Annotated in this window: 23 protein-coding genes; 12 read left to right on the plus strand and 11 right to left on the minus strand. The window is 54.8% G+C overall.

Going from position 1 to position 23,417, the window contains the following annotated elements; translation table 11 throughout:
• Nucleotides 1-2 precede the first annotated feature (2 nt).
• Entirely contained in the window at nt 3-632 is a 630-nt protein-coding gene (locus ACJJI4_RS20050) for a ubiquinone biosynthesis accessory factor UbiJ (RefSeq protein WP_413663791.1), read from the minus strand.
• 55 nt (nt 633-687) lie between these two features.
• Nucleotides 688-1,437: a bifunctional demethylmenaquinone methyltransferase/2-methoxy-6-polyprenyl-1,4-benzoquinol methylase UbiE gene (ubiE, locus tag ACJJI4_RS20055; protein WP_108734987.1), complete on the minus strand. Its 750-nt coding sequence runs from the start codon at nt 1,435-1,437 to the stop codon at nt 688-690.
• 123 nt (nt 1,438-1,560) lie between these two features.
• On the opposite strand from ubiE, the gene ACJJI4_RS20060 reads away from it, so the two are divergent.
• Nucleotides 1,561-2,373, plus strand: coding sequence for a CHAD domain-containing protein (locus tag ACJJI4_RS20060; protein WP_444926260.1), 813 nt, complete (start codon nt 1,561-1,563; stop codon nt 2,371-2,373).
• Nucleotides 2,374-2,428: 55 nt separating this feature from the next.
• On the opposite strand, the gene ACJJI4_RS20065 is transcribed toward ACJJI4_RS20060, so the two are convergent.
• From ACJJI4_RS20065 to ACJJI4_RS20095, 7 genes are all read right to left on the minus strand, one after another.
• Entirely contained in the window at nt 2,429-3,991 is a 1,563-nt protein-coding gene (locus tag ACJJI4_RS20065; protein ID WP_444926261.1) for an alkaline phosphatase, read from the minus strand.
• Nucleotides 3,992-4,007: 16 nt separating this feature from the next.
• Nucleotides 4,008-5,543 (minus strand): alkaline phosphatase, encoded by a 1,536-nt coding sequence (locus tag ACJJI4_RS20070; RefSeq protein ID WP_444926262.1) that lies wholly within the window; start codon nt 5,541-5,543, stop codon nt 4,008-4,010.
• A 265-nt stretch (nt 5,544-5,808) separates the two neighbouring features.
• Complete coding sequence (locus ACJJI4_RS20075; RefSeq protein WP_444926263.1) at nt 5,809-6,183, minus strand: gamma-butyrobetaine hydroxylase family protein; 375 nt, start codon at nt 6,181-6,183, stop codon at nt 5,809-5,811.
• Between the two features lie 4 nt (nt 6,184-6,187).
• Nucleotides 6,188-7,504 (minus strand): ATP-dependent protease ATPase subunit HslU, encoded by a 1,317-nt coding sequence (hslU, locus tag ACJJI4_RS20080; RefSeq protein WP_282930670.1) that lies wholly within the window; start codon nt 7,502-7,504, stop codon nt 6,188-6,190.
• A 73-nt stretch (nt 7,505-7,577) separates the two neighbouring features.
• Nucleotides 7,578-8,117, minus strand: a complete 540-nt coding sequence (gene hslV, locus ACJJI4_RS20085) for an ATP-dependent protease subunit HslV (protein WP_108734993.1) — start codon at nt 8,115-8,117, stop codon at nt 7,578-7,580.
• A gap of 165 nt (nt 8,118-8,282) precedes the next feature.
• Nucleotides 8,283-8,861 carry an SPOR domain-containing protein gene (locus ACJJI4_RS20090; RefSeq protein ID WP_444926264.1) on the minus strand — a complete coding sequence of 193 codons (579 nt, stop codon included), beginning with the start codon at nt 8,859-8,861 and terminating at the stop codon, nt 8,283-8,285.
• A gap of 82 nt (nt 8,862-8,943) precedes the next feature.
• A complete protein-coding gene (locus ACJJI4_RS20095) occupies nt 8,944-11,157 on the minus strand; it encodes a primosomal protein N' (protein ID WP_444926265.1) in 2,214 nt (737 codons plus the stop codon).
• Nucleotides 11,158-11,487: 330 nt separating this feature from the next.
• On the opposite strand from ACJJI4_RS20095, the gene rpmE reads away from it, so the two are divergent.
• The 9 genes from rpmE (at nt 11,488) to rsd (ending at nt 18,435) form a co-directional block, all read left to right on the plus strand.
• Entirely contained in the window at nt 11,488-11,700 is a 213-nt protein-coding gene (gene rpmE, locus ACJJI4_RS20100; RefSeq protein WP_108734996.1) for a 50S ribosomal protein L31, read from the plus strand.
• A 382-nt stretch (nt 11,701-12,082) separates the two neighbouring features.
• Nucleotides 12,083-13,336: a malic enzyme-like NAD(P)-binding protein gene (locus tag ACJJI4_RS20105; RefSeq protein ID WP_108734997.1), complete on the plus strand. Its 1,254-nt coding sequence runs from the start codon at nt 12,083-12,085 to the stop codon at nt 13,334-13,336.
• 130 nt (nt 13,337-13,466) lie between these two features.
• The gene (locus ACJJI4_RS20110; protein WP_413663799.1) at nt 13,467-13,898 is read left to right on the plus strand and encodes a hypothetical protein; all 432 of its coding nucleotides are present in this window, start codon (nt 13,467-13,469) and stop codon (nt 13,896-13,898) included.
• A gap of 40 nt (nt 13,899-13,938) precedes the next feature.
• Entirely contained in the window at nt 13,939-15,567 is a 1,629-nt protein-coding gene (gene gshA / locus ACJJI4_RS20115; protein WP_444926266.1) for a glutamate--cysteine ligase, read from the plus strand.
• Between the two features lie 34 nt (nt 15,568-15,601).
• Nucleotides 15,602-16,204 (plus strand): acyl carrier protein phosphodiesterase, encoded by a 603-nt coding sequence (locus ACJJI4_RS20120; protein WP_444892361.1) that lies wholly within the window; start codon nt 15,602-15,604, stop codon nt 16,202-16,204.
• Nucleotides 16,201-16,692 (plus strand): disulfide bond formation protein B, encoded by a 492-nt coding sequence (locus ACJJI4_RS20125; RefSeq protein ID WP_282930663.1) that lies wholly within the window; start codon nt 16,201-16,203, stop codon nt 16,690-16,692. Before ACJJI4_RS20120 ends, ACJJI4_RS20125 begins: the two co-directional genes overlap by 4 nt.
• A gap of 36 nt (nt 16,693-16,728) precedes the next feature.
• Nucleotides 16,729-17,115: a CidA/LrgA family protein gene (locus tag ACJJI4_RS20130; RefSeq protein WP_444926267.1), complete on the plus strand. Its 387-nt coding sequence runs from the start codon at nt 16,729-16,731 to the stop codon at nt 17,113-17,115.
• The gene (locus tag ACJJI4_RS20135) at nt 17,112-17,798 is read left to right on the plus strand and encodes an LrgB family protein (RefSeq protein ID WP_444926268.1); all 687 of its coding nucleotides are present in this window, start codon (nt 17,112-17,114) and stop codon (nt 17,796-17,798) included. Before ACJJI4_RS20130 ends, ACJJI4_RS20135 begins: the two co-directional genes overlap by 4 nt.
• Nucleotides 17,799-17,967: 169 nt before the next feature.
• Nucleotides 17,968-18,435: a sigma D regulator gene (gene rsd, locus ACJJI4_RS20140; RefSeq protein WP_413663804.1), complete on the plus strand. Its 468-nt coding sequence runs from the start codon at nt 17,968-17,970 to the stop codon at nt 18,433-18,435.
• 134 nt (nt 18,436-18,569) lie between these two features.
• Here rsd and bamJ read toward each other — a convergent pair whose 3' ends face one another.
• On the minus strand, nt 18,570-19,358 hold the full coding sequence (gene bamJ / locus ACJJI4_RS20145; RefSeq protein WP_444906864.1) for an FKBP-type peptidyl-prolyl cis-trans isomerase: 789 nt from the start codon (nt 19,356-19,358) through the stop codon (nt 18,570-18,572).
• Between the two features lie 457 nt (nt 19,359-19,815).
• On the opposite strand from bamJ, the gene ACJJI4_RS20150 reads away from it, so the two are divergent.
• Nucleotides 19,816-20,778, plus strand: coding sequence for a histidine kinase (locus tag ACJJI4_RS20150; RefSeq protein WP_444926269.1), 963 nt, complete (start codon nt 19,816-19,818; stop codon nt 20,776-20,778).
• A 115-nt stretch (nt 20,779-20,893) separates the two neighbouring features.
• Here the strand turns inward: ACJJI4_RS20150 and ACJJI4_RS20155 are convergent, their stop codons facing one another.
• Nucleotides 20,894-21,388 carry a TIGR02444 family protein gene (locus ACJJI4_RS20155; RefSeq protein WP_413663807.1) on the minus strand — a complete coding sequence of 165 codons (495 nt, stop codon included), beginning with the start codon at nt 21,386-21,388 and terminating at the stop codon, nt 20,894-20,896.
• A gap of 108 nt (nt 21,389-21,496) precedes the next feature.
• On the opposite strand from ACJJI4_RS20155, the gene ACJJI4_RS20160 reads away from it, so the two are divergent.
• Complete coding sequence (locus ACJJI4_RS20160; RefSeq protein ID WP_444906861.1) at nt 21,497-23,416, plus strand: ABC-F family ATP-binding cassette domain-containing protein; 1,920 nt, start codon at nt 21,497-21,499, stop codon at nt 23,414-23,416.
• Nucleotide 23,417 lies beyond the last annotated feature (1 nt).

Genomic DNA, 23,417 nt, shown 5'->3' on the forward strand with positions numbered 1-23,417 from the left:
AACTACTCGGCCTCCCTGCGGGAAAACTTTTCTTCCAGCAAGCGTACGCGCGCCTCGAGCCGTTCAGCAGCTAGAGAGGCCTCGGCCAGGTCTTCGACAAATGCTTCGAACTGGGCCTGGGGCGGGGTCAGCTGCCACTCCTCACTGATAGCCTCCGCCGCCACTTCAGGCGCCCGATTCAGGTTGCCTCCCAACCAGCGGGCAGCATCGCGCAGGACATTGCCAATTGAGTGGGCGGGAATATCGCCAACCACTTGTGCCAGCGGCGCTTCCCAATCGATATCCAAGTCACTCAAGATCCATTGCAGTTCTGCCAGCAGGGCACTGGAGCCGCTCACTGACACCCCCAATCCGGCAGGAGTTGCATCCGGGTCTTTGATCAGGCGTACAAAAGACAGCGCTGAACCGCTTAACTGGGTGGTGACTTCCCCCTCCCAGTGCTGGCGCACCCGCACCTGGTCACCCTCGATACACAGGCAAAACTGTAGTTGCGGGGCGGTTAAATCCAGCGCCATGGTTTTCCCATCCAGTGCGGAAAGGCGCTCGCGTGTCGCCGGGTCATACTGGAGGGCAGCATTAATTGTGGTTTCCAGCGCGGCATCAAAGCCCGCGCGAAAAGTGGGGTCGCTCATGGCGGTTTACGGCCTCGTGCCTGCGCTCAGAGAAAATATAGGCTTATGCAGTTTTTCAGGGCTTGATGCCCCGGTGCAAGGCGACAATTCCGCCGGTCATATTGTGGAATTCACAATCGACAAAACCGGCATCCGCCATCATCCCCTTGAGGGTTTCCTGATCTGGATGCATGCGGATACTCTCCGCCAGGTAGCGATAGCTGTCCGCATCATTGGCAACCAGTTTGCCCATAAATGGCAACAGGCGGAAAGAGTACTGATCGTAGACTTTCTCCAACAGCTTCGACTGGGGCTTGGAAAACTCCAGCACTAACAATCGGCCACCGGGTTTCAACACGCGCAACATGGAGCGCAGTGCCAGGTCCTTATCGGTGACATTGCGCAGGCCAAAAGCGATCGTGATGCAATCAAAGGTATTGTCTGGGAAGGGCAGGTACTGGGCATCCGCCTGCACCGGCACCACGTTGCCGGCGATTCCCCGGTCGAGCAGGCGATCGCGACCCACTCGCAACATCGATTCATTGATGTCCGCCAATACTACCTGGCCGCTGGCACCCACAATACGGGAGAAGCGCGCGGTGAGGTCACCGGTACCCCCGGCGATATCGAGAATACTTTGGCCCCGTCGGGCCCCGGACAATTCGATGGTGAAGCGCTTCCAGAGGCGGTGAACACCTCCAGACATCAAGTCGTTCATTACATCGTAACGGGCTGCTACAGAGTGGAACACTTCTGCCACACGACCGGCCTTTTCTTCCACCGGCACTTCCTGGTAGCCGAAGTGGGTGGTCTTGCGATCCTTCATGCTATGCCTGCTGAGCGAAAACTTTAAAAGGCCATTGTACATTGCCGGAGCCAGTGGGGCACCGCTTGAAATCAAGCAGAGCGGAAACCACTAAAATTTAATGGGATCACCCGGGACTGTTCTATGAGCTACCAATTCCAATGTGACTCTCCTTTTCCCGAGCAAATCAAATCTATCGCCCAGGCAGAAGTAACGGCGGCAAACGGATACTTGCTCCGCAACGGAGGGGAAACTGCTGTCCACGAACTGCGCAAACGCTGCAAGAAAATTCGCGCGCTACTGCGCCTGGTCCGCCCACAAATCAGTAGCACTTTTCAGCGTGAAAATACCCACTACAGAAAATTGGCAAACACTCTCGCCCACACCCGCGACCTCACAGCACTGCGCATCGCTTTACTGGGATTGGCACCGCCACATCACTTTCACCGGTTACACCATCTCCTCGACGAACTAATCCAGGCAGAGCAAAACCACTCAGCGGTTCAAGCGGCATTGAAACTCCTCGATAAAGGTCAAATAAGAATTCCATCGTGGCCGCTTGAACTGCTCAGCTGGCATGATGCCGAAGCCGGTTACCTGCGCGGCTACCGAAAAGCCGCAAGCGCATGGCGTAAAGTGCGCAGGCACAAAAATGCAAACCGCCTACATCTATTGCGTAAAAGAGCCAAGGATCACTGGTACCAGAGCCGCTTATTGAGGAAGCGTTATCCGCTCACTGTGGGCGAGCGCTGTAAGTCACTAAAGGAGTTGGGAGAAGTTCTGGGTGACTGGCGTGATCTCCATTTGCTGGCCCGGCTGGTAATCACTCAGGGAGACAAGCTGCAAAGTGAGTTTGGCACGGTGCTAAAAATTATCCGGCACCGACAAAGCCTACTAATGAAAAAGACCGAAGCACTCTGTGGGGCGCTTTTCTCCAAGCCTCAATTCAAGATCTGACCGGGGAAAGTGATGGTGTGGATGAACATGCCATCCACACCGACAGCGGATGGAATTACTGTTCCAATAATCCGCCAGCGCGCGCCATTACGTGAAACAGGAAGTTTTGTTCGTTGGTACCGCTCACCAGGTGTGCACCCGGTCCGCGCGCCCAAACACCCACATCCTCACCGGCGTGGGATTCACTGCTCATGGGAATCAGGGCATCCTGCTGGTAATCCAGGGCGGCAGTATCTGTGCTCACCAGGCTCGGACGCGCTCCGCTATCACCGGCACTGTAGCCCGGGCCATTGGCATAGCTCAGAGTCGTGTAGGGCAGGCCATCTTCCGCCAGGGCATGGGAGGTTTCCGCTTCGCCACTGCCGTCATTGCCAATCACTTTTCCGAGAATCGGGTTACCGCGAGTGGGGTAGCCGGCGATAGTCATCACGTGGCTGTGGTCCGCAGTAACAACAATCAGGGTGTCTTCTGCACTGGTATTATCCATGGCGTACTGAATCGCTTCGGCAAATTCCACCGCATCGGTCAGGGCGCGATAGGCGTTGCCGGCGTGGTGACCGTGGTCGATACGACCGGATTCCACCATCAGGAAGTAGCCATCCTCATTTTTCTGCAGCATCTCGAGACCTTTAGCGGTCATCTCTGACAGGGAGGGCTCACCGGCTTTATCGTCCTCGCGAACAGCCTCGAATTCCATATGTGAGGAATTAAACAGGCCGAACAACTTGTCAGTTGCGGAGGCGTCTACGGCTTCAAAAGCGGTAGTGTCTTCAACGTAGGCAATATTATTTACACCGTCGTCGTAACGGGCCTTCCACTCATCCACCAGGTTGCGCCCATCTTCACGGCGCCCCGCTTCACCTTCGATATCGGTAATATCGCTGGGCAGGAAGTTGCGACGGCCACCGCCCATCACCACATCGATACCATCACCGGCTTCAAACTCTATCAGTTGAGCGGCGATATCGGTGCAGCCATCCGGGGCTGCTTCCTCCCAGCCGCGCTCAGGCACCTTGGCATAAGTAGCCGCCGGGGTAGCGTGGGTGATACGCGCAGTGCTAATAATACCGGTGCTCTTGCCCAGGTCTTCAGCCAGCTCAATTGCCGTCGTCAGCGGGTACTCGAGGCTGGCGGCACAATCGCCACGCGCAACATTTTCGGCAACACTCAATACACCAGCCTTGGTTTTAACCCCGGTTACCAGTGCGGTCATAGTGCCGGCAGAATCCGGGGTTTGCTGGTTGGTGTTGTAGGTTTTGACCAGACCGGCAAACGGCATTTTCTCAAAGCTCAGCTGGTGTTCCTCACCATCGAGGCCCTGCTGCTGACCGGCCAGGATACGGGCGGCGGTCACTGTGGAGATGCCCATACCATCGCCAACGAACAGGATAATGTTCTTGGCGGCACCGGGGGTGTTGTTGATTTCTACAGCGCTCGCTTCTTCGATCGCCTGCTGGGCTTCCTGGAACCAGCTGCTGTTGCTCTGCGCAGAGGAAACACCGACATGCTCCTCTTCGGGTAATTCCACTACGTCGTCAGAGTTTGAGTTGTCGTTGCTACAGGCGGTGGCCAGTAGGGCGACAGAGAAAGCCAGTACTGTTTTCTTAAAATGTCTCATGGTGAATTACCCCCAGTTATTCTTCTGTCAGCGACAGGTCGGTCGCAGCAGTCATCACGTGGAAGACTGCACTCTGCTCCAGGCTACCTTGTACCCGCTCGGCGCCGGCGCCGATAGCGTGCAAGCTGATATCCTCGCCCGCATGGCTCTCAGACTCCAGGTGCACCATTGCTTCCTGGTGGAAGCCCGGCGCTTCGGTATCCACGCCGGAGAGATCCTTGCGTCCGGTATCGGCGGCGATATCGTAGCGCTCATCCGCGTCGGTATTTTCACCTAAATCGGCATAACCCAAGCCATTGGCATAGCTCAGGGTGGTGTAAGGTTTACCGTCCGCAGCAAGACCTTCTTCCGCTTCTGCGGCACCGCTGCTGTCATTCTCAACCACTTTACCGAGTATCGGGTTACCGCGAGTCGGATAGCCGGCGATAGTCATCACATGGCTGTGGTCGGCGGTCACCAGGATCAAGGTGTCTTCAAGATCCACTTTATCCAAAGCAACCTGTACCGCATCCGCAAAGGCGATAGCATCGTGTAAGGCGTTATAGGCATTACCGGCATGGTGGCCGTGGTCGATACGCCCGGACTCTACCATCAGGAAGTAGCCATCGCTGTCTTTTTCCAACAGCTCGATGGCGGTATCAGTCATCTCGGCAATGCTCGGCTCATCGCTGTCCTTGGCGATGCGGTCCGCATCGTAACTCATGTGGCTGCTGGTGAAGAGCCCCAATAACTTATCGGTGGAGGCAATATCGACGCCTTCCAGCTCGGAGCCACTCTCCACGTACACAGCAGTCTGCTCGCCGTCATAGCGCTCCAGCCATTCACTGGTCAGATCGCGGCCATCTTCTCGCTTGCCATCGTTGTCGGTGGTAACAAAGTTGCGGCGGCCACCGCCGAGCATGACATCGATACCGTCGCCGGCAGATACCTCAACCATCTGCGAGGCGATATCGGAACAATCACCCTCGGCGGAATACTCCCAGTTGCGCTCCGGGCTGCGCGAGTAAGTGGCTGCGGGCGTGGCATGGGTCAGGCGCGCAGTGGAAACAATACCGGTGGCCTTGCCACGGCTCTCCACCATTTCCAGGAAGGTATTTAATTCCTTACCCTCAGTGCTGGCGCAATCAGCTCGCAGTGCATCGCCGTTTATATTAATTACACCGGCGCGGGTTTTTACACCGGTCATCATAGCGGTCATGGTACCGGCAGAATCCGGGGTCTGCTGATTGGTGTTGTAGGTTTTGATCAGTGCGGTATACGGAAACTCTTCAAAAGAGAGCGCATTTTCTTCGCCGCTCTCACCGACTAGCTGGCCTTCAAGGATACGGGCAGCGGTTAGTGTGGAAATGCCCATTCCATCACCGACGAACAAAATTACATTCTTCGCAGTTTTTGCCTCGCGGGAAAGCGAAGCGCGCTCTTCCAATCGGTCAGCACTTTCCGTGTACCAGGCACTATTGGTTTGGTAGTCGGGCAGGGTTGCCGCTGAAACAGCGGAAGCGAGAGGAATCAGACAAAAGGCGCTCAGTGCGCGGACAATTGTTTTTGCCATGGGGGCCTCCGAAACTCGTTAATTTGGCGAGCATTAGAGTTCCAAAATGTGACAAAAGAATTACGCGCCGGTTACGTTGTTAATATCTTTGCTCTGAAAATCAATGAAGATCAAAGAATTACGTAAACTTGGCAATATTTGGCAAAGACGTACCAAAAATAAATTATTTCGGTAATAAATTATTGAGAAGAGTGGGGAGATATTAAGAGAGAGAAGGGTGGAACCGCCCCCTGGGGAGCGGTTGTCATTCCCGATCAATTTGCCACTAGCCGATAAACTTCACCACACTCTCATCCGGGTCGCGGCCCTGGCCGGCATCGCGCAGGCGCTGAAGGTAAGCCTCCCATTTGGACGAATAGTTTTCAGCTAGTTCGTGCAAATACTCCCAGGTAAAAATACCGGTGTCGTGGCCATCGTCAAAATCGATTTTTAGCGCATAGCGGCCAGCCGCCTCCACCGTATCGATACCCACATGCATTTTGCCACTGACCAGCACCGGTTCGCTGGCACCGTGGCCACGCACTTCGGCGCTGGGGGAGTAGACGCGCAGGTACTCTGCCGGCAAAGTAAATTCAGCATCGCCAAATACCAGATGCAGGCTTTTCTCTGCGCGATTTAATCGGATTTTTTGCGGTTTCATTGATTTACAAAATAAAACGCGACAGGTCTTCGTTCTGGCTCAACTCGCCCAAATGGCTGTCCACATAGGCGGCATCAATGTTCAGCGAAGTATTGCCATCGCCCGCATCAAAGGAAATTTCCTCCAGCAAGCGCTCCAATACCGTGTGCAGACGGCGTGCACCGATATTCTCGGTGCGCTCATTCACCTCGAAGGCCACTTCCGCGATTCGGCGAATACCGTCTTCACTAAATTGCAGTTCCAGCCCCTCAGTGGCCAGCAATGCTTTTTGCTGCTCGGTAAGGGAAGCGGACGGCTCGGTGAGGATGCGCTCGAAATCTGCGGAGCTCAGCGAATTCAATTCCACGCGAATGGGCAGACGACCCTGCAACTCGGGAATCAGGTCCGAGGGCTTGGACAGGTGGAAGGCGCCAGAGGCAATAAACAGGATGTGATCGGTTTTGATCATGCCGTACTTGGTATTAACCGTGCTGCCTTCAATCAGTGGCAGCAGATCGCGCTGTACCCCTTCGCGGGAAACATCGGCACCGCCGCTCTCCTGGCGCTTGGCAACCTTATCGATTTCATCGATAAATACGATGCCATTCTGCTCGGCAGCGCGGATCGCACGGGTCTTCACGTCTTCGTCATTGACCAGCTTGGCCGCTTCCTCGTCGGTAAGCTGCTTGAGGGCCTGTTTCACCGGCAGCTTGCTCTTGCGGGTCTTGCCCTGGGACATATTCGAGAACATGCCCTGAAGCTGGTTAGTCATCTCCTCCATTCCGGGAGGGGCCATAATCTCAACGCCCATGGGCGCAGCGGCCAGATCCACCTCAACCTCTTTGTCATCGAGATCACCTTCGCGCAACTTCTTGCGGAACAGCTGGCGAGTGCTGGAATCCTTATCGGTGGGCTCGGTGGAGCGCGCCGGCGGCAGCAGGGCATCGAGGATGCGCTCTTCTGCGGCGTCCATGGCGCGCTGCTCAACACCAGCCATGGCCTGCTCGCGTTCCTGCTTCACTGCCATCTCGACAAGATCGCGGACAATCGACTCTACATCCCGACCGACATAGCCCACTTCGGTAAATTTAGTCGCCTCTACCTTGATAAAGGGCGCGTTCGCCAGTTTGGCCAGGCGGCGGGCAATTTCCGTCTTGCCCACGCCGGTAGGGCCGATCATCAAAATATTTTTCGGCGTGATCTCAGCGCGCAGGTCTTCACTAACCTGCATACGGCGCCAGCGGTTGCGCAGCGCAATGGCTACTGCACGCTTGGCCTCCTGCTGGCCGACAATATGGCGGTCGAGTTCGTGGACAATTTCTCTGGGTGTCATCTGGGACATACAAATTCCTGCAAAAATTCTTGCGGGGGCCTAAATAGCCCGCCAGCCGGTCACTCTAGGGTGTACCCGGTAATCAATAAGCCAGTTCTTCGATGGTGTGGTTCTGGTTGGTGTAAACACAGATATCGCCAGCGATCTTCAGTCCCTGCTCCACAATAGAGCGGGCATCCATATCGGTATTGTCCAGCAGCGCGCGGGCTGCCGACTGGGCGAAGGGGCCACCGGAACCGATAGCAATCAGGTCGTCTTCCGGCTGAATCACGTCGCCATTACCGGTCACAATCAAACTGGCAGTGGAATCGGCAACCGCCAGCAGGGCCTCCAAGCGGCGCAGGGCGCGGTCGGTACGCCAATCTTTGGCCAACTCCACAGCGGCGCGGGTCAGCTGGCCACCGTGGGCCTCAAGCTTGGCTTCAAAACGTTCGAACAGGGTGAAAGCGTCTGCAGTACCACCGGCAAAACCGGCAATAACCTTATCTTTGTACAGGCGACGCACCTTGCGCGCATTGCCTTTCATAACGGTGTTGCCCATGGACACCTGGCCGTCGCCGCCAATCACAACTTTGCCGTTGCGGCGACAGGATAAAATAGTAGTTCCGCGATACTGTTCCAATGGAGACCTCTCGGATTGCGCGTGTACTCTGGCATCGGGCATCGAAGTGCCCGCGCCGGGGAATTGTCTTCAGACTAGGTAAGTGAGGACGGTGCGCGCCGATTTCAATAAGAGAGGTCACAATTACTGAGTGGGGCAACACACCTTAATAAACGGAATTGATGGTCACTGGGTCGCCGGGCGTTTCAGCACCAGCGGCATCAGGCGATGCTCAGCCAGTGTCTGGCGCGCTTTGGCCATCCGGGAGCGGTTGCTGTAAGGGCCCACCAGTACCCGGTGCCAGGTACCCCGGTTATCGGTGGCTGATTCCACTTTAACATCCAGGTTGGCCAGGGTCAGCTCAACGCGCAGGCGCTCCGCTTCAGAGGCATCGCGAAACGATGCCGCCTGCAGGATATATACCTGTGCCGGGGTGCTGCGATCGGGTTCCGATGAGCTACTGTTCTGGGAACTGTTGGTGGAGTCACTGCGGCGCGCCGGTTGTGCCACTTTGGGCGGGGGTACCGTGACTTCGTTTTCTTTTAATTTTGTATAAAAATCAAAACGCGGTTGAGGCGATGTTTCCTCTCGCTGCTGGACCGCCTTTGGCTTAGTGCTGCTTATTGCCCGGCTGTCCTTATCCATGCCCTGGAGAAACAGTACGGCCACCGCAAAGCCACCGACAAAATTCCCCAGGACAAACCAAACCCATGCGGGTTTGCCTACGGCTTTTTTACTGCGGCGATTACTGGTGCGACGGCTCATCGAAAATTTCTTCCCTGCAAGGTTTTAACGGTTTGTGAATTGTACCGCCAATTTAGTGCCAGGCGCGTAACCCAGCGCATATTCACGATAATTCCTGCGCATCCATATCCACAGCCCAGCGCAGGCGGCGATTTTTATTGCCCTCCGCCCAGGCACACACTCGCGCCAGCAACGGCTGTAAGTGGGCTCGGTTTTGTGCGGTGACCTGAATATAAAATCGGAAGCGCCCGGATTTGCGCTCCAGTAGTGCCGGCACCGGCCCCAGATATTGGATCTGCGGCGATGGGGGTGCCAGGGACTGCATAAAGAGTCGCGCATTTTGTAGAAACTCTTCGGCCCAACCAGGCTCTTCACACTCCGCTCTCACCAATGCCATAGCACTCGCGGGAGGCAACTGTGCAACTGTGCGATCCCTCAGCAACTGGCGCGCAAAAGCGCCATAGCCTTTTTCCAACAGCAATTGTAAAAGCGGGTGCTCGGGAAAGCGGCTCTGAACCAATACCCGCCCACTGAGACTGCCGCGCCCCGCACGACCCGCCACCTGTTCCAATAACTGGCCGGTACGCTCTGGCGCGCGGAAATCTGCACTGAACAAGCCGCCATCGGCATCCTGGATCACTACCAAAGTGACCTTGGGCAAATGGTGCCCCTTGGCCAGCATCTGGGTTCCCAGCAACAGGCAGGGCTCGCCCTCTCGCGCCGGTGCTAACAATTTATCCAGCGCCTGTTTGCTCGCAGTGGTATCCCGGTCCACACGTATCACCGGGTAGTCAGCAAAGCGACGGGCCAGCAGTTCCTCGCTGCGTTCCGTGCCGGCACCCAGGGCCGAGATCGAACGGCTGTGACATTGTGGGCAGCTATCAACCAGCGGGCGGCGGTAATCGCAGTGGTGGCAGCGCAACTGGCGTTGCCGCCGGTGCATAGTCAGCTTGCTAGAGCAGTGCGGGCAATCCGCCAGCCAGCCGCAATCATCACAAGTCAAAGCGGGGGCAAAGCCGCGCCGGTTGATAAACACCAGAGCCTGCTCACCTCGCTCGAGGGTATCACCGATATGGCGCAGCACCTGGGGAGAAAATCCCTCTTCCAGAGGCTCTCGCAGTGTCGGCACTACGTGAATTTGCGGTGGCTTGGCATCACCGGCGCGATAGCGCATACGCAGGTGTTGATAGCGCCCATTCAGAGCGTTGTGCAGGGTTTCCAGAGAGGGCGTGGCCGAACCCAAAACCACCGGTACATTATTGTTCCGGCCCAAAACCACAGCCAAATCCCGGGCCGAATAGCGCACACCGTCCTGCTGTTTAAAAGAGGCATCGTGCTCTTCATCGACAATCACAACGCCGAGCCTGGGCAGGGGAGTCATAATGGCTGAGCGGGTGCCGATCACAATATCTGCCTGCCCACCTGCGGCCGCCAACCAGGATTGAGCGCGCTCACCGTCGGCCAAGCCAGAGTGCAGCGCTGCAATACTGTGCTTGGGAAATCGTGCGGCAATACGCCTCAGCGTTTGCGGCGTAAGTCCAATCTCCGGCACCAGTAGCAGTGCCTGGCGACCGCTATCCATAACCCGCTGCATCAGGCGCAAATAAACTTCGGTCTTGCCACTGCCGGTGGTGCCCTCCAGTAGTGAGGCAGAAAAGCCGCTGCAATCGATACTATCGAGCACCTGTTGCTGTTCGCTGTTCAGCTCCGGAGCCGGTGTACTCTCTGCTGCGGGTAGCGGCGCCGGTACAGTAGGGCCTGGAATCCACTCCACCAGGCCACGATCCTGCAGGGCGCGGATCACGGGGGTATTGTGGCCGAGGGTCTTAAGGTGGGTTCGGCTCTGCTTGCCATCACTCAACAGCAACTGGAACAGAGCCTGCTGCTTGGGCGCGCGTGCCAGTGCAGTTTTCGGTAAGCCCTTTCCCTCTGTCGTGAGCTGAAGCCACTGCTCCGCCCAATGATCAGACGGCTTACCTTTGCGCAGTGCGACGGGCAGGGCAGCGGCGTAGACCTCGCCGAGGGGCGCCTGGTAATAGTCAGCAATCCAGGACAGCAGCTTGCGGCTGCCATCACCAAACAGAACCTCCGAATCCACCAGTTCCAGCGCTGGCTTCAAACTGCTGTGCGGCGACTCCTGCACTATATCCAATAGTACTGCCACTAACTTGCGCCCGGCAAAGGGCACCCAGAGGCGCTGGCCGGGCCGCAGTGACTCCGGCGACAGTCCCTCTGGCGGCAAATAGTCAAACAAGCGCCTCAGGGGCACGGGCACTGCCAGCCTTAAAATGACTCTTTGTTGGACTGACTCCTGCACCTGGCCCCCACTCACTCAAGCAAAAGGCGCTAGTGTAATGGCAGATGTGGCAAGTTGCAGGGCTTCGTCGGGGATAATGGTTGTTATGACCGAATTGGCAACTTAGGCGTCACAGAGGAATTAGTGAGGTCAATTGCTATCAAAGCTGTTGTGCAATGCTAACAAGTGGCCATCCTCAGTCATTTCGCCACCCATTTGTGCTTGAACCGCGACATTAATCTGATAGTATGCGCCGACTTTTTAAACAGCCTGGAACCATACTGGTTCCTGCACCAATGACGATGCCGTGCTCGGCAAAAGATCGAGTGGCGGTTTCGAAAAGAGGCAATCATGAAAGCAGATATCCATCCTAACTACACCGACATCTCCGCTACCTGTTCCTGCGGCAATGTTGTAAAAACCCGCTCCACTCTGGGCAAAGACCTGCAAATCGACGTTTGCTCGCAGTGTCACCCTTTCTACACTGGCAAGCAGAAGCAGGCTACCACTGGTGGTCGTGTTGACCGTTTCAAGAAGCGTTTCGGCAGCCGTATCGGCAAATAATCCGGGCTCTTCGCTCGAATGGACCCGCCGCTTGCGGCAGGGTCCATTCCAAAAAGGCACCTCGCACTGCGATGGTGCCTTTTTTGTATCTATTCTCAGCGTTTCATACCCCGCTGCTGTAATCCTCTGTATGTAAAATCAAAATCGACTTGAATCGCTTAACCTTTCCGCCAATGGCGATAACTTTATCCTTATAAATCAGATTAATGCGGCTATTTATCCTGAAAATCGTCGATAGGCACGATAAAAATAGAAGTCCGTACCACTTATTGCAGATTTTCACGCTTGTAGCGCCAAGCTTCCCTCGGTTATTCTCTGGCCCCCGCAGTAACCGGGATAACACTTAAGTGTTGCCCACAGTATTCGAGAGATAAGCCCCCAAATGACGGATTCATTGCGCCAGGCAGCGCTCGATTACCACGCGCTCCCCAGTCCCGGCAAACTTTCAGTAGAACTGACGACCCCTGCCGAAACCCAGGAAGACCTGTCCCTGGCTTACAGTCCCGGCGTCGCCGAACCAGTGCGAGAAATCGCCAAGGACCCAGAAGCAGCTTATCGATACACCGGCAAAGGTAATCTGGTAGCAGTCATTTCCAATGGCAGTGCCATTCTCGGCCTCGGCAATCTGGGGCCGCTAGCCTCAAAACCCGTGATGGAAGGCAAGTCACTGCTGTTTAAACGCTTTGCCGATATCAACTCAGTAGATATCGAAGTTGATGCCAGCAGCCCGGAGCAGTTTATTCAGACCGTGGCCTCGATCGCCAACACCTTCGGCGGTATCAACCTCGAAGATATTAAGGCGCCAGAGTGCTTCCATATTGAAGAGACCCTAATCGAGCGCTGCCCGGTACCGGTTTTCCACGACGATCAGCACGGCACCGCCATTGTGACCGTTGCCGGTATGCTCAATGCTCTGGAGATTCAGGGTAAGAAAATTAGTGAAGTGCATATGGTCTGCCTGGGCGCAGGTGCCGCTGCGACCGCCTGCTGCAAACTGCTGCTGGCTGCCGGAGCGCGCAAAGAGCAGATCACCATGCTCGACAGCCGTGGGGTTATCCACTCGGGTCGAACGGATATCAACGCCTACAAAGGTGAGTGGGCACGGGATACCGATATGCGCACCCTCGACGATGCCATCGCCGGTGCGGATGTATTCCTTGGTGTGTCCGGCCCGGACCTGCTCTCCGCCGAGCAGCTACAGCGCATGGCCCCAAAACCGGTGGTCTTCGCCTGCTCTAACCCCAACCCGGAGATTAAACCCGAGCTGGCTCACAGTGTGCGCGACGACCTGATTATGGCCACAGGCCGTTCCGACTACCCAAACCAGGTTAACAACGTCCTCTGCTTCCCGTTTATTTTCCGGGGTGCCCTGGATGTTCGCGCTGCGCGCATTAATGAAGAGATGAAGCTGGCAGCGATCGAGGCGATCCGCAAAATTGCCCACCTGCCGGTACCGGATTCAGTGCGCGAAGGTTATGGCGGTATCGAGCTCAGCTTCGGGCCCAACTATATCCTGCCCAAGCCAACCGACCCGCGTTTACTGCCTGAGGTGGCTTCGGCCGTAGCTCGAGCAGCCGTAGACAGTGGCTGTGCGCGCCTGCCCTACCCGGACAACTATCCCCTGGAAACCCTGTAAAGATCACAGATTTCCTCACTTAACCCGTTAGAGCAGGCATTTACCGCTTTCGCTCTAACGGAGTTCTTGAGCCATAAAGCCCCCGTCGCTAAACTGCCTTTCTGTCACAGCATCAAAGTTGCCCAACATAATGAGTCATGTGTACGTGCTGACCAATCAGCACCAGCAGTTCCTGAGTAAAAGCGGCGAATGGACCGATGGCCGCGAGCCGAACAAACTGTTTCGCAGCGAGCATAAAGACGTCGCTATCAACCAGATGTTCGAGGCTAATACTCGCAATGTGAGCCTACGCATTGAATTGCTACTGTGCGAACTCAGCATTAAGGGGCAGCCCCAGATCCCCGAGGAAGCTCTGGCACCGGTATCCAGTGATGTGAGTCAGGGTGACCCTGAAATCACCCCCTCAACACCTGAGGAACTGCCAGAGCAGGCCAACCCGGAGATAGAACCCCAGCCTGCGCCTGAAGCCGCACCGGAAGAAGCGCCTGAGGTTGCCCCGGAACCAGCGCCCGCTGAAACGCCCGCACAGCCTGACGAAAACAAATCTGAATCCGCCGCCTGAGCGCCAGAACATTCAGCACCGGCACAGAGAGTCGCCCGAGATGGCAGCGATAAAGAAGCGTTCCGGTAGTACCAAGGAGATTCGAGTGCCCATTTCCCACCTGGCCGCGCTATCGCAAGCCAAACCAGCCCAACTGCTCAAAGGCATCCTCCGCGGTGTCGAGAAAGAGAGCCTGCGTGTCGCTCCCGATGGCGCCCTTGCGCAAACGCCGCATACCACAGCACTGGGCTCCGCACTTACCCATGAAAGTATTACTACCGACTTCTCTGAGGCCCTACTGGAATTTATTACGCCGCCAGTAGCGACCCCAGAGGAAGCGTTACAGGTCTTGGACCGTATCCACCGCTACACCTACAACCAAATCGGTGACGAGCGCCTGTGGGTTAACAGCATGCCCTGTGCGATTGGCGAAGATAAAGATATTCCCGTTGCCCGCTACGGCAGCTCTCACAGCGGCACAATGAAAACTATTTACCGGCTGGGCCTGGGGTTGCGCTACGGCCGCGCCATGCAGACTATCGCCGGTATCCACTACAACTTTTCGCTTCCTGAAGAGTTCTGGCTGTGGCTGCATGAAATCGAAGGCAGCAGTGAGGATTTAAAAAGTTTTAAAACCCGTCGCTACTTCGATCTAATTCGTAATTTCCGCCGCAATTACTGGTTGCTGATTTACCTGTTTGGCGCCGCACCTGCGGTATGCGCTTCTTTTGTCGATGGCCGCGAGCACAGTCTTGAGCCCTTCAATGGGGATGACCACACTCTGCACGTGCCCCACGCTACGTCCCTGCGTATGGGCGACCTGGGCTACAACAGCAACGTGCAGCAGTCACTAGTGGTTTGCTACAACGACCTGCGCAGCTATTTATCCACGCTCTGTTCAGCGATCAGCAGTTCCTACGGTCCCTACCAGGAAATGGGGGTTAAAAATAAAGGCGGCGACTACCAGCAATTGTCCACAGGCATACTGCAAATCGAGAATGAGTTTTACTCACCGATCCGTCCCAAAAACCCCGCCAAACGCGGCGAAACAGCGCTGTCTGCCCTGGATAATCGCGGTGTTGAATATGTTGAAGTGCGCTGTCTCGACCTGAACCCCTTCGCCCCCCTGGGAATTGACGCCCAGCAGATGCGCTTTCTCGATAGCTTCCTGCTGCACTGCCTGCTCACTGACAGCCCCAAAACCAGTGATGCCGATTACCGCAGTACCCAGGAGAACCAACAGCGTATCGTCTACCGGGGTCACGAACCGGAACTAACACTGCTGGATAACGGTGGCGAGCGTAAACTGAGCGACTGGGCCACCCAATTATTGGAAGAGGTCGACTCAGTGGCAGAACTGCTGGATAACGCCTGGGGCGGCTCGCAATACCGCGGCTCAGTGGGCGTGCAGAAGGCCAAGGTGAAAGGGGATATCCTCACACCGGCACAGCAGATACTGGCAGAGATGCGCGAACAAAACATTACCTTTTCCCAGTGGGCTATGGATAAAGCCGAACAGCACCGCCGCTACTTCCTGGAGCGCCCTCTGGACAGCGACTATCTGCAAGACTTCTTACAACAGGCAGAAACCTCACTGCTCAAGCAAAAAGAAATTGAAGCGCAGGATAGCGGTACTTTTGAAACATTCCTGAGCCGTTACTATGCCCAATACAACTGCTGCCAGGACTAGCGGCTGATACAGTGCCGCAGCCTGAGCGAGGCTTATGAACTATCTGGCACACCTGTTACTGTCCGGGCCCAATCCGCGCTGGCGACTGGGCGGGCTCCTGGGGGACTTTGTTAAAGGTCCCCTGGATGACAGTTGGCCAACGGATATTGAGCATGGTATTCGCCTGCACCGTCGCATCGATGCCATCACCGATGCTCACCCGGCCTACCGGGATGCCCTGTCACAACTGGACCCGCGCTGGCGTCGCTATGCCGGTATCGCACTGGATATATGGTTTGATCACCTGTTGGCAGAAAACTGGCAGCAGTGGCACCCTGAAGCGCTGGATGAGTTTTGCCGGCGCTGTTGGAGAGACTTTCATTTCGACAGCCGGTATATTCCGCCACGCGCAATGGCATTTATTGAGCGCGCCGAGCAAATTAAACTGCTGCAAAGTTACCGCGAGGAGCGGGTAATCGAGCTGACCCTGGAGCGGGTTGGACAGCGGTTGCGCCGCCCGGTAGCACTGCAGGAGCTACTGCCTGAACTTATCGCCGGGCGGAACAAACTGGAAAGCAATTTCAATAAACTATTAACCGACTTGAATCTCGAAGCGAACCGCTTTCGACAGCACTATTCAGGACCCGAATTACCATGACCTTACCCAACCCGCGCATCACTTTTCTTCTGGTCTTCCTAATGGTGGCCTTTTTACTCGGCTCCGCCTTTTATCTCGAGTACGTGCAGGGGCTGGAGCCTTGCAAATTGTGTATTACCCAGCGGGTAATGCTATTGGGTGTTGGTGTAGTTTCGTTGATCGCATTCCTGCACAACCCTGCCACCATTGGCCGTCGTGTCTACGGCCTGCTGGTATCCCTGTGGGCAATGGGCGGTCTCTACTTTGCCGGTCGCCAACTGTGGCTGCAAAGCCTGCCGGAAGACCAAGTGCCGGCCTGTGGTCCAAGCGTCAGCTATATGATTGAAGTTTTCCCGATGGCCGATGTGCTCAAGGCACTGCTGAGCGGCGATGGCAATTGTGCTGAAGTACAGTGGACCATGATGGGCCTGAGTATCCCCGGTTGGGCCGCTATCGGTTTTGCCGGTCTGATCCTGTTCGGTGGCTGGCAAGCATTCCGCAGAGCTTAACAATCTCCGGCGGCTTTACCGGCCGCCATTTCCTACATGTCAAAATCCACGCTGCACAACATACTCCGCTGGCTGGGGGGAGCTGCCATTCTGGTTGCCTGTACCTGGCTGGGCAATTTCACCAGCTCAAGCCTGTCACTACCCATTCCGGGATCTGTCATAGGGATGCTGATGCTACTGGTGATTCTCGTGTTCAATGGTGGTGCTCCCGCAGGCCTTGCCAAAGTCAGCTCACAACTGCTTTATCTACTGCCGCTGTTATTGCTACCGGCGGCTGTCGGGGTATTTTTTTTCCAGGGCCTGACTCTATCCGACTGGCTAGCCTTAATCGCCGCTATTGTGATTGGCACACTGATCAGTATCGCTATTTGCGCACAGCTACTAAAGAAATTGCTGATTCGTTCTGGGGGTAATGGGGAGTGAATGAATTTCTGGCGAGCCCAATCTTTGTATTGCCCTTGAATGTCATCGCTTTTCTTGTCGGCGTTACCCTTTACCGGCGCTACAAGACTGTTCTGCTGCACCCTATCATCAGCGCTAGCATTTTGACCGCAATAACATTGAGTGTTCTCCATATCCCCTATGAGAGTTATCAGGGCTCCAGTGCATTACTGTACAGTTTGTTAGGTCCAGCAGTTGTTGCCCTAGCTGTCCCTCTCAAACAAAACCTAGTGATTATCCGCAAAGCCGGTTGGCCGCTACTTGTCACTATTTTTGTGGGTGCGATTTTGGCCCCGGTTATAGCGGTATTAATCGCCTTGGTATTTGGCGCAGGCAAGTCAGTACTACTGGCGTTGAGTGGCAAATCTATTACCACACCCATCGCATTGGCCCTGGCGGAAACAATCCACGCTTCTCTCAGCCTCACTGCAGCTATTGTGGTCTTGACCGGGGTGGTCGGTGCTATCGCTGGCCCAGCTTTAATGAGCAGGCTCAATATTCACGATGAGCGCATTATTGGTATCGTACTCGGCATCAATGCCCACGCGGTGGGGACCGCACGAGCATTAGAAATCAGCGCCCTGTGCGGCGCCTGTGCAGCATTGGCGATGGGTACCTGCGGTGCGCTCACAGCGCTGATTTTGCCGCTCATTATCAGTGGATAAAACACCCTAGATTTGCTCCACCGAAGATCGCCGCAGGCATCGTTGTATTCTGGCGTAGATCACACTCTGCACCTTGCCGTCGGCGGGGGAATCTCCTATCTTCTTAGGGCCTTCGGGATCAGCAATAAAGCTAGCTATCACGGCAACAGTAACCAAAGGATTCTTGGAGATGCTGGAAAATTGTAAATCTGCGCGCGAGCGCTGGGGTGGCGTCAGTGAAATCATTGACCGCTGGCTACAGTCCCGACAAATCCTGCTGGTAAGTTACTACCATCTATCTGAGAAGAAAGAGTTTAACGATGGGGATTCGGAGACCGAGAACGGTGTTCGTCATCTTTGCCAGTTGCTGGTGGACTACGTCTCTGCGGGACACTTTGAGGTATACGAACAGCTCATACTTGAAGGCCAGGCTTTTGATGATAAACAGGGGCTGCAACAAGCGCGGGAACTCTATCGGGATATTGATGTGACCACTGATGTCGCTGTCGATTTCAATGATAAGTACCAGGAAACCGACGATCTATCCAGCCTGAACCCAGATTTGTCACAGCTGGGGGAAGCACTGGAAACCCGCTTTAGTTCCGAGGATCGAATGATCGCACTTTTGCACACAGCCCATAAAAACCAGCTGGTCTAAAAAACTGAATTCATCTCTGTAAAGGCGATGGGAAGCCGGCGCCTTTAATCGAATATTTTTGCTGTTGATTTTTCATGGTAAAAAATAAAGGCGCCCATTGGGCGCCTTTATTGAATCCAAAGTAGTAAATTTAATTACTCGCTTTTGGGCTCTTCTTTTTTCTCTTCTTTTTTCTCGGCGCCATCTTCCTTGCCAACATTGGCTTTGTGCAGCTCCACTTCAAAAATCAGCGTTGCGTTAGGGCCGATCTTACCGCCTGCACCACCCGGGCCATATGCCAGCTCGGAGGGGATGTAAAGCTCCCACTTGGAACCCTCTTTCATCAGTTGCAACGCTTCGGTCCAACCCTTGATAACACCATTAACCGGGAACTGGACCGGCTCACCACGGGCGTAAGAGCTATCAAACTCTTCACCATTAATCAGGGTACCCTTGTAGTCCACTTCAACAGTGCTGTTCTCACTGGGCTGGCCGCCGGAACCCTCAGTAATCACTTTGTACTGCAGACCGGAATCAGTGGTAACAACACCATCTTTCTTGGCATTCTCTTCGAGGAAGGCCTTTCCTTCCTGCAGGTTTTTATCAGCAGTCTCTTTGAATTCTTTCTCTTGCTGAGCCAGCATTTCCTGCTGCTTCTTCTGCATTTGCTCTTGGAAGGCAGCGATAGTTTGCTGCTTTTCTTCTTCAGTCAAACGGGATTCATGGCCGCTGGAGACATCCTTAAGAGCCATCATCACCACTTGGGGATCTAATTTCACATCCTGAGCTTCAAGGCGCTTCGCCATATCTTCGGCAATGATGTAGCTGACCTTCTTCTCCTGGGTGTCCAGGGCAACTTCTTTTTCCTGCTTAGATCCCTGTTCGTTACAGCCGGTCAGCGCCAGGCCAAGGGCAATTGCTGCAGCCAAAGGGTATTTATTCATGGGTGTTGTCTCTTTGTCCGTATTGCGTTGAATGATTCGCGCTTGACCCTGGGTCAATGCCTGCGGCGGCTTATCAAGTAATCCTGATTCGGCCCTTAGCCTCCAGGCGCACCTTTTCCGCCAGTCCGCTCAAGTCTAACCTAAGGCGACTGCAAGTGCATACCGATGACGCGCACACTGTGCAGGACACCACATTCCACCTTAAGGTTCCAGGGACCAGCGAGAAAAAAATACATTTACAGCACTATTTTCGCTGCTTACGGCATACATTTTTTTTAAAAACAGCGCTATTATCGACCAGTCGCCGGTTATTGTTCCGGACTGTTTGAGGTGCTTTTCAGTTTCAGAACAATTTACAGTGTTCAGATCCCCGATTTAAATATGTCTATTACATATAGATCTGATCCGTACACTGTCCGGATGTTCCAATTGATAATAAACGTCAGGACATTTACTCATGGCTGCCAAACAAAGAGCTGTCAATTCAGTCGCAGAACTGGAAGCACAAATTTCCAAGCTAACCGTCAAGCTGGACAAAGCCCGCAACAAGAAAGTTACCGATGCCGGCAAAAGTGTTTTAAAAGCCGGAAAAGCACTGACTTCCGCAAAAGAAAAATTAGCTAAAGCGAAAACCAAACTAGTAGACGCTAGAACTGCAGCCAAGACACGAAAGACAGCTGCCACTCAAAAGCGTGTAGAAACCGCCAAGGCCAATGTAGAAAAGCATAACGAAGTACTCCAGCAAGCAAAGGCATCACACGCCGAAGCAAAGGGTACTGAGTCCCAGGCAAAAGCCGAGCTGAAAGCTGCCGAAGCTGTACGTAAGGCCGGTGTAAAAGCAGAAAAACTGCTGAACAAATCCAAGCCAAAAGCCCGTAAAGCTACCACCTCAAAAAAAGTAGCTGCTCCTAAAGCAACCGCAGCAAAGAGCCGCACTAAAGCAAGCACTACCAGCACCACCAAAACAGCAAAAAAGACAGTGGCAAAAAAAGCCACAGAAAAGAAAACTAGTGCCAAGAAAGCACCGGCAAAAACCGCCGCTACCACTAAAGCTGTAAAGAAAACTCCCGCAAAGAAAGCCTCCACTGCTGCGAAAAAAGCGCCAGCCAAGAAAGCTTCTACTGCCGAGAAAAAAACTCCAGCGAAGAAAGCTCCAGCTAAAACTGCTGCTGCCAAAAAACCAGCGGCGAGCAAACCCTCTACGGAAGCCAAGCCTGCAACAGTCAAGCCAAGCGCAGAAACTCCAAAGGTTAAGGCTGCCAGCAAGCCAGAAACCGTAGAGAAGCCCAAAGACGATTCAAAAACCATGGCTCCAGCTGAGCAGCAGAAACCGATGGATACTCCGCGCCCAGCAGCAACGATTACTCCTAGCACTCCGGCAAACAGCCTGTTTTCTTCGGAGCAACCCAGCGGCGAGTAGTCTCGGGACTCCTCGCAGCCAAATATAGTGCTGCTTAATTGAGCACTGTACTTTTCACGACTGTATTACCGGCGACCCCAGAAAAGTACGGTGCCCAGAGGGGTGTCACAATGGCTTAACCCGCTGCCCCCCTGTGAGCCAAGTAGCTTTCGATCAGGCCCGCCCAGCGAGCCTGATCTTTTTGCTGCAAACCATATTGCTGGGATGCTAGCTCCAGTGCAGAACGATCCCCCGGCCAGTCTTCAGCATAAATTTTCCACAGCGCAGCCAACTGCAACTGCTCCAGCTTCAATTCATAGCGTTTACACAGTGCGTAGGCCCGCTGGGTATGGGGGCGCAAACTCCCCAACCAACGACGCAGGTGTCGCACACTGCGAATCATTCGCCTGCGCGGCGCAACGCCTCGATCTGCGACTCTCCATCCCTCTTCACTGATTTCCTTGCCACAAACGGCTGTATAGCTCGCCCACAGCAGAAGACACACGTCAGCGCCATTTCTGTCTTGGCAGTCGAGTAGGAACTTCTCAACATCCTGGTAGGCATAAAAGTCCAAGCTGAACTGCCAGAGGGGGTTTTCCTTGGGGGAAGATGGAGGTGAAGTATTTGTCACGTTAAAATCCCGACCCTTTGCTGATCGGCATAGTGCCCCAGTCTCTGTGGAGTCCGGGTCTGTTCAATAGCCTAGCATTCATCGGCCTATTCATATGAGGTTTTTCCAGTGATCAATTTACAAGGGGTTTCTCTGCACCGAGGTGAGCGCGACTTGCTTGACAGCGCAGATTGCAGAATCTTCCCCGGCCACAAAGTCGGAATTATCGGTGCCAACGGCTGTGGCAAGTCAACTCTGTTCAAACTGCTGCTTGGACAACTGGAAACCGATGCAGGGCGGGTAGACCTCCCCAGCACCTGGCGTATCTCCCATATGGCTCAAGAGGTAGAAGCTAGTGAGCAGTCAGCACTGGATTACGTTTTAGACGGCGATAGCGAGTTGCGGCTATTGCAAAAGCAACTGGCAGAGGCCGAAGCGAGCGGCGATACCGACGGTCACAAACTGGCAGAACTGCACGAGCGCATGGCCAGTATTGATGGCTATAGTGGCCCGGCGCGCGCCGCGCAACTTCTCGACGGGCTCGGCTTTTCCCACGAAGAGCAACAGCGCCCCGTTCGCAGCTTCTCAGGTGGCTGGCGTATTCGCCTCAATTTGGGCCGTGCCCTGATGTGCCCCGCAGATCTTATGCTATTGGACGAGCCCACCAACCACTTGGATCTGGATGCCACCCTTTGGCTGGAACAGTGGCTGCAACGCTTCCCCGGTACCCTGCTGATTATTTCCCACGACCGCGACTTTCTCGATGCAGTGGTCGACGGCATTGTCAGTTTTGAACAGCAAAAACTGGTCTTGTACAGCGGCAATTACAGTGCCTTCGAGCGCGCTCGCGCTGAGCGCCTGGCCCAGCAGCAAATACAGTTTGAAAAACAGCAAGCCGAACGCGCACATATGGAAGACTTTGTGCGGCGCTTTCGCGCCAAAGCGAGCAAGGCCAAGCAGGCACAAAGCCGCCTGAAAGCCCTGGACCGGATGGCTCTGATTGCCCCAGCCCATGTGGATTCCCCTTTTCATTTTACTTTGCCATCCTCAGAGAAAACCTCTAATCCGTTAATCGACCTGCGCGAGGCGGATATTGGCTATGCCGAAAAAATAGTGGTGAAGAACGTTCAGCTGGGCATTCAACCGGGACGCCGTATCGGCCTGCTCGGCCCCAATGGTGCGGGCAAGTCCTCTCTAATCAAAACCCTGGCTGGCACACTCGCCCCCCTCAGAGGCGAGCGCCAATGTGGCGAACACTTGGCCATCGGCTACTTCGCCCAGCATCAGCTGGAAGCACTGGATAGCAACGGTTCCCCGTTGCTGCACCTGCAAAGGCTGAGCCCCGATGCCTCGGAGCAATCGCTGCGGGATTTTCTCGGCGGCTACGGTTTTATCGGCGATCGGGTTTTCGAAACGGTAGGGGGCTTTTCCGGCGGTGAAAAAGCCCGTTTAGCCCTGGCACTACTGGCCTGGCAAAAACCTAACCTGTTGCTTCTCGATGAACCGACAAACCACCTTGATTTGGAAATGCGCCACGCCCTGACCCTGGCGCTGGCGGAGTTTCCCGGTGCCGTCATATTGGTTTCCCACGATCGTCATCTACTGGCCAATACTGCCGACGAATTTATTCTGGTGGCCAATGGCCGCGCCGAACCCTATAGCGGTGACCTTGATGACTACAAACAGTGGCTGCTCGGCTTTAACCGGGAAAAGAAACGCAAAGAAGAGAGCGCCTCCACTGTTACAAGCACAGAGGAAAAAGCCCCTGAGGATAAGAAGGCCCAAAGGCGCGCCGCCGCCGCTCTACGCGAACAACTGAAACCCCTGACCAACAAACTCAAGAATATTGAGCGACAGATGGCTTCGGCAGAAAAGGCATTGGTCGCAGTACAGGAAAAACTTGCCGATGAAGCGCTATATAGCGGTGGCCAGCAGGAGGAAATAGCTCGACTTAATAAAGAGCAGTCGGAGCAGCAGGAATTAATGGAAGAACTGGAAATGGAATGGCTGGAAATTTCTGAGAAGCTCGAAGAAATTCGCAGCGAGTAAT

The sequence above is a fragment of the Microbulbifer maximicatervae (SeqCode) genome (assembly GCF_052467305.1).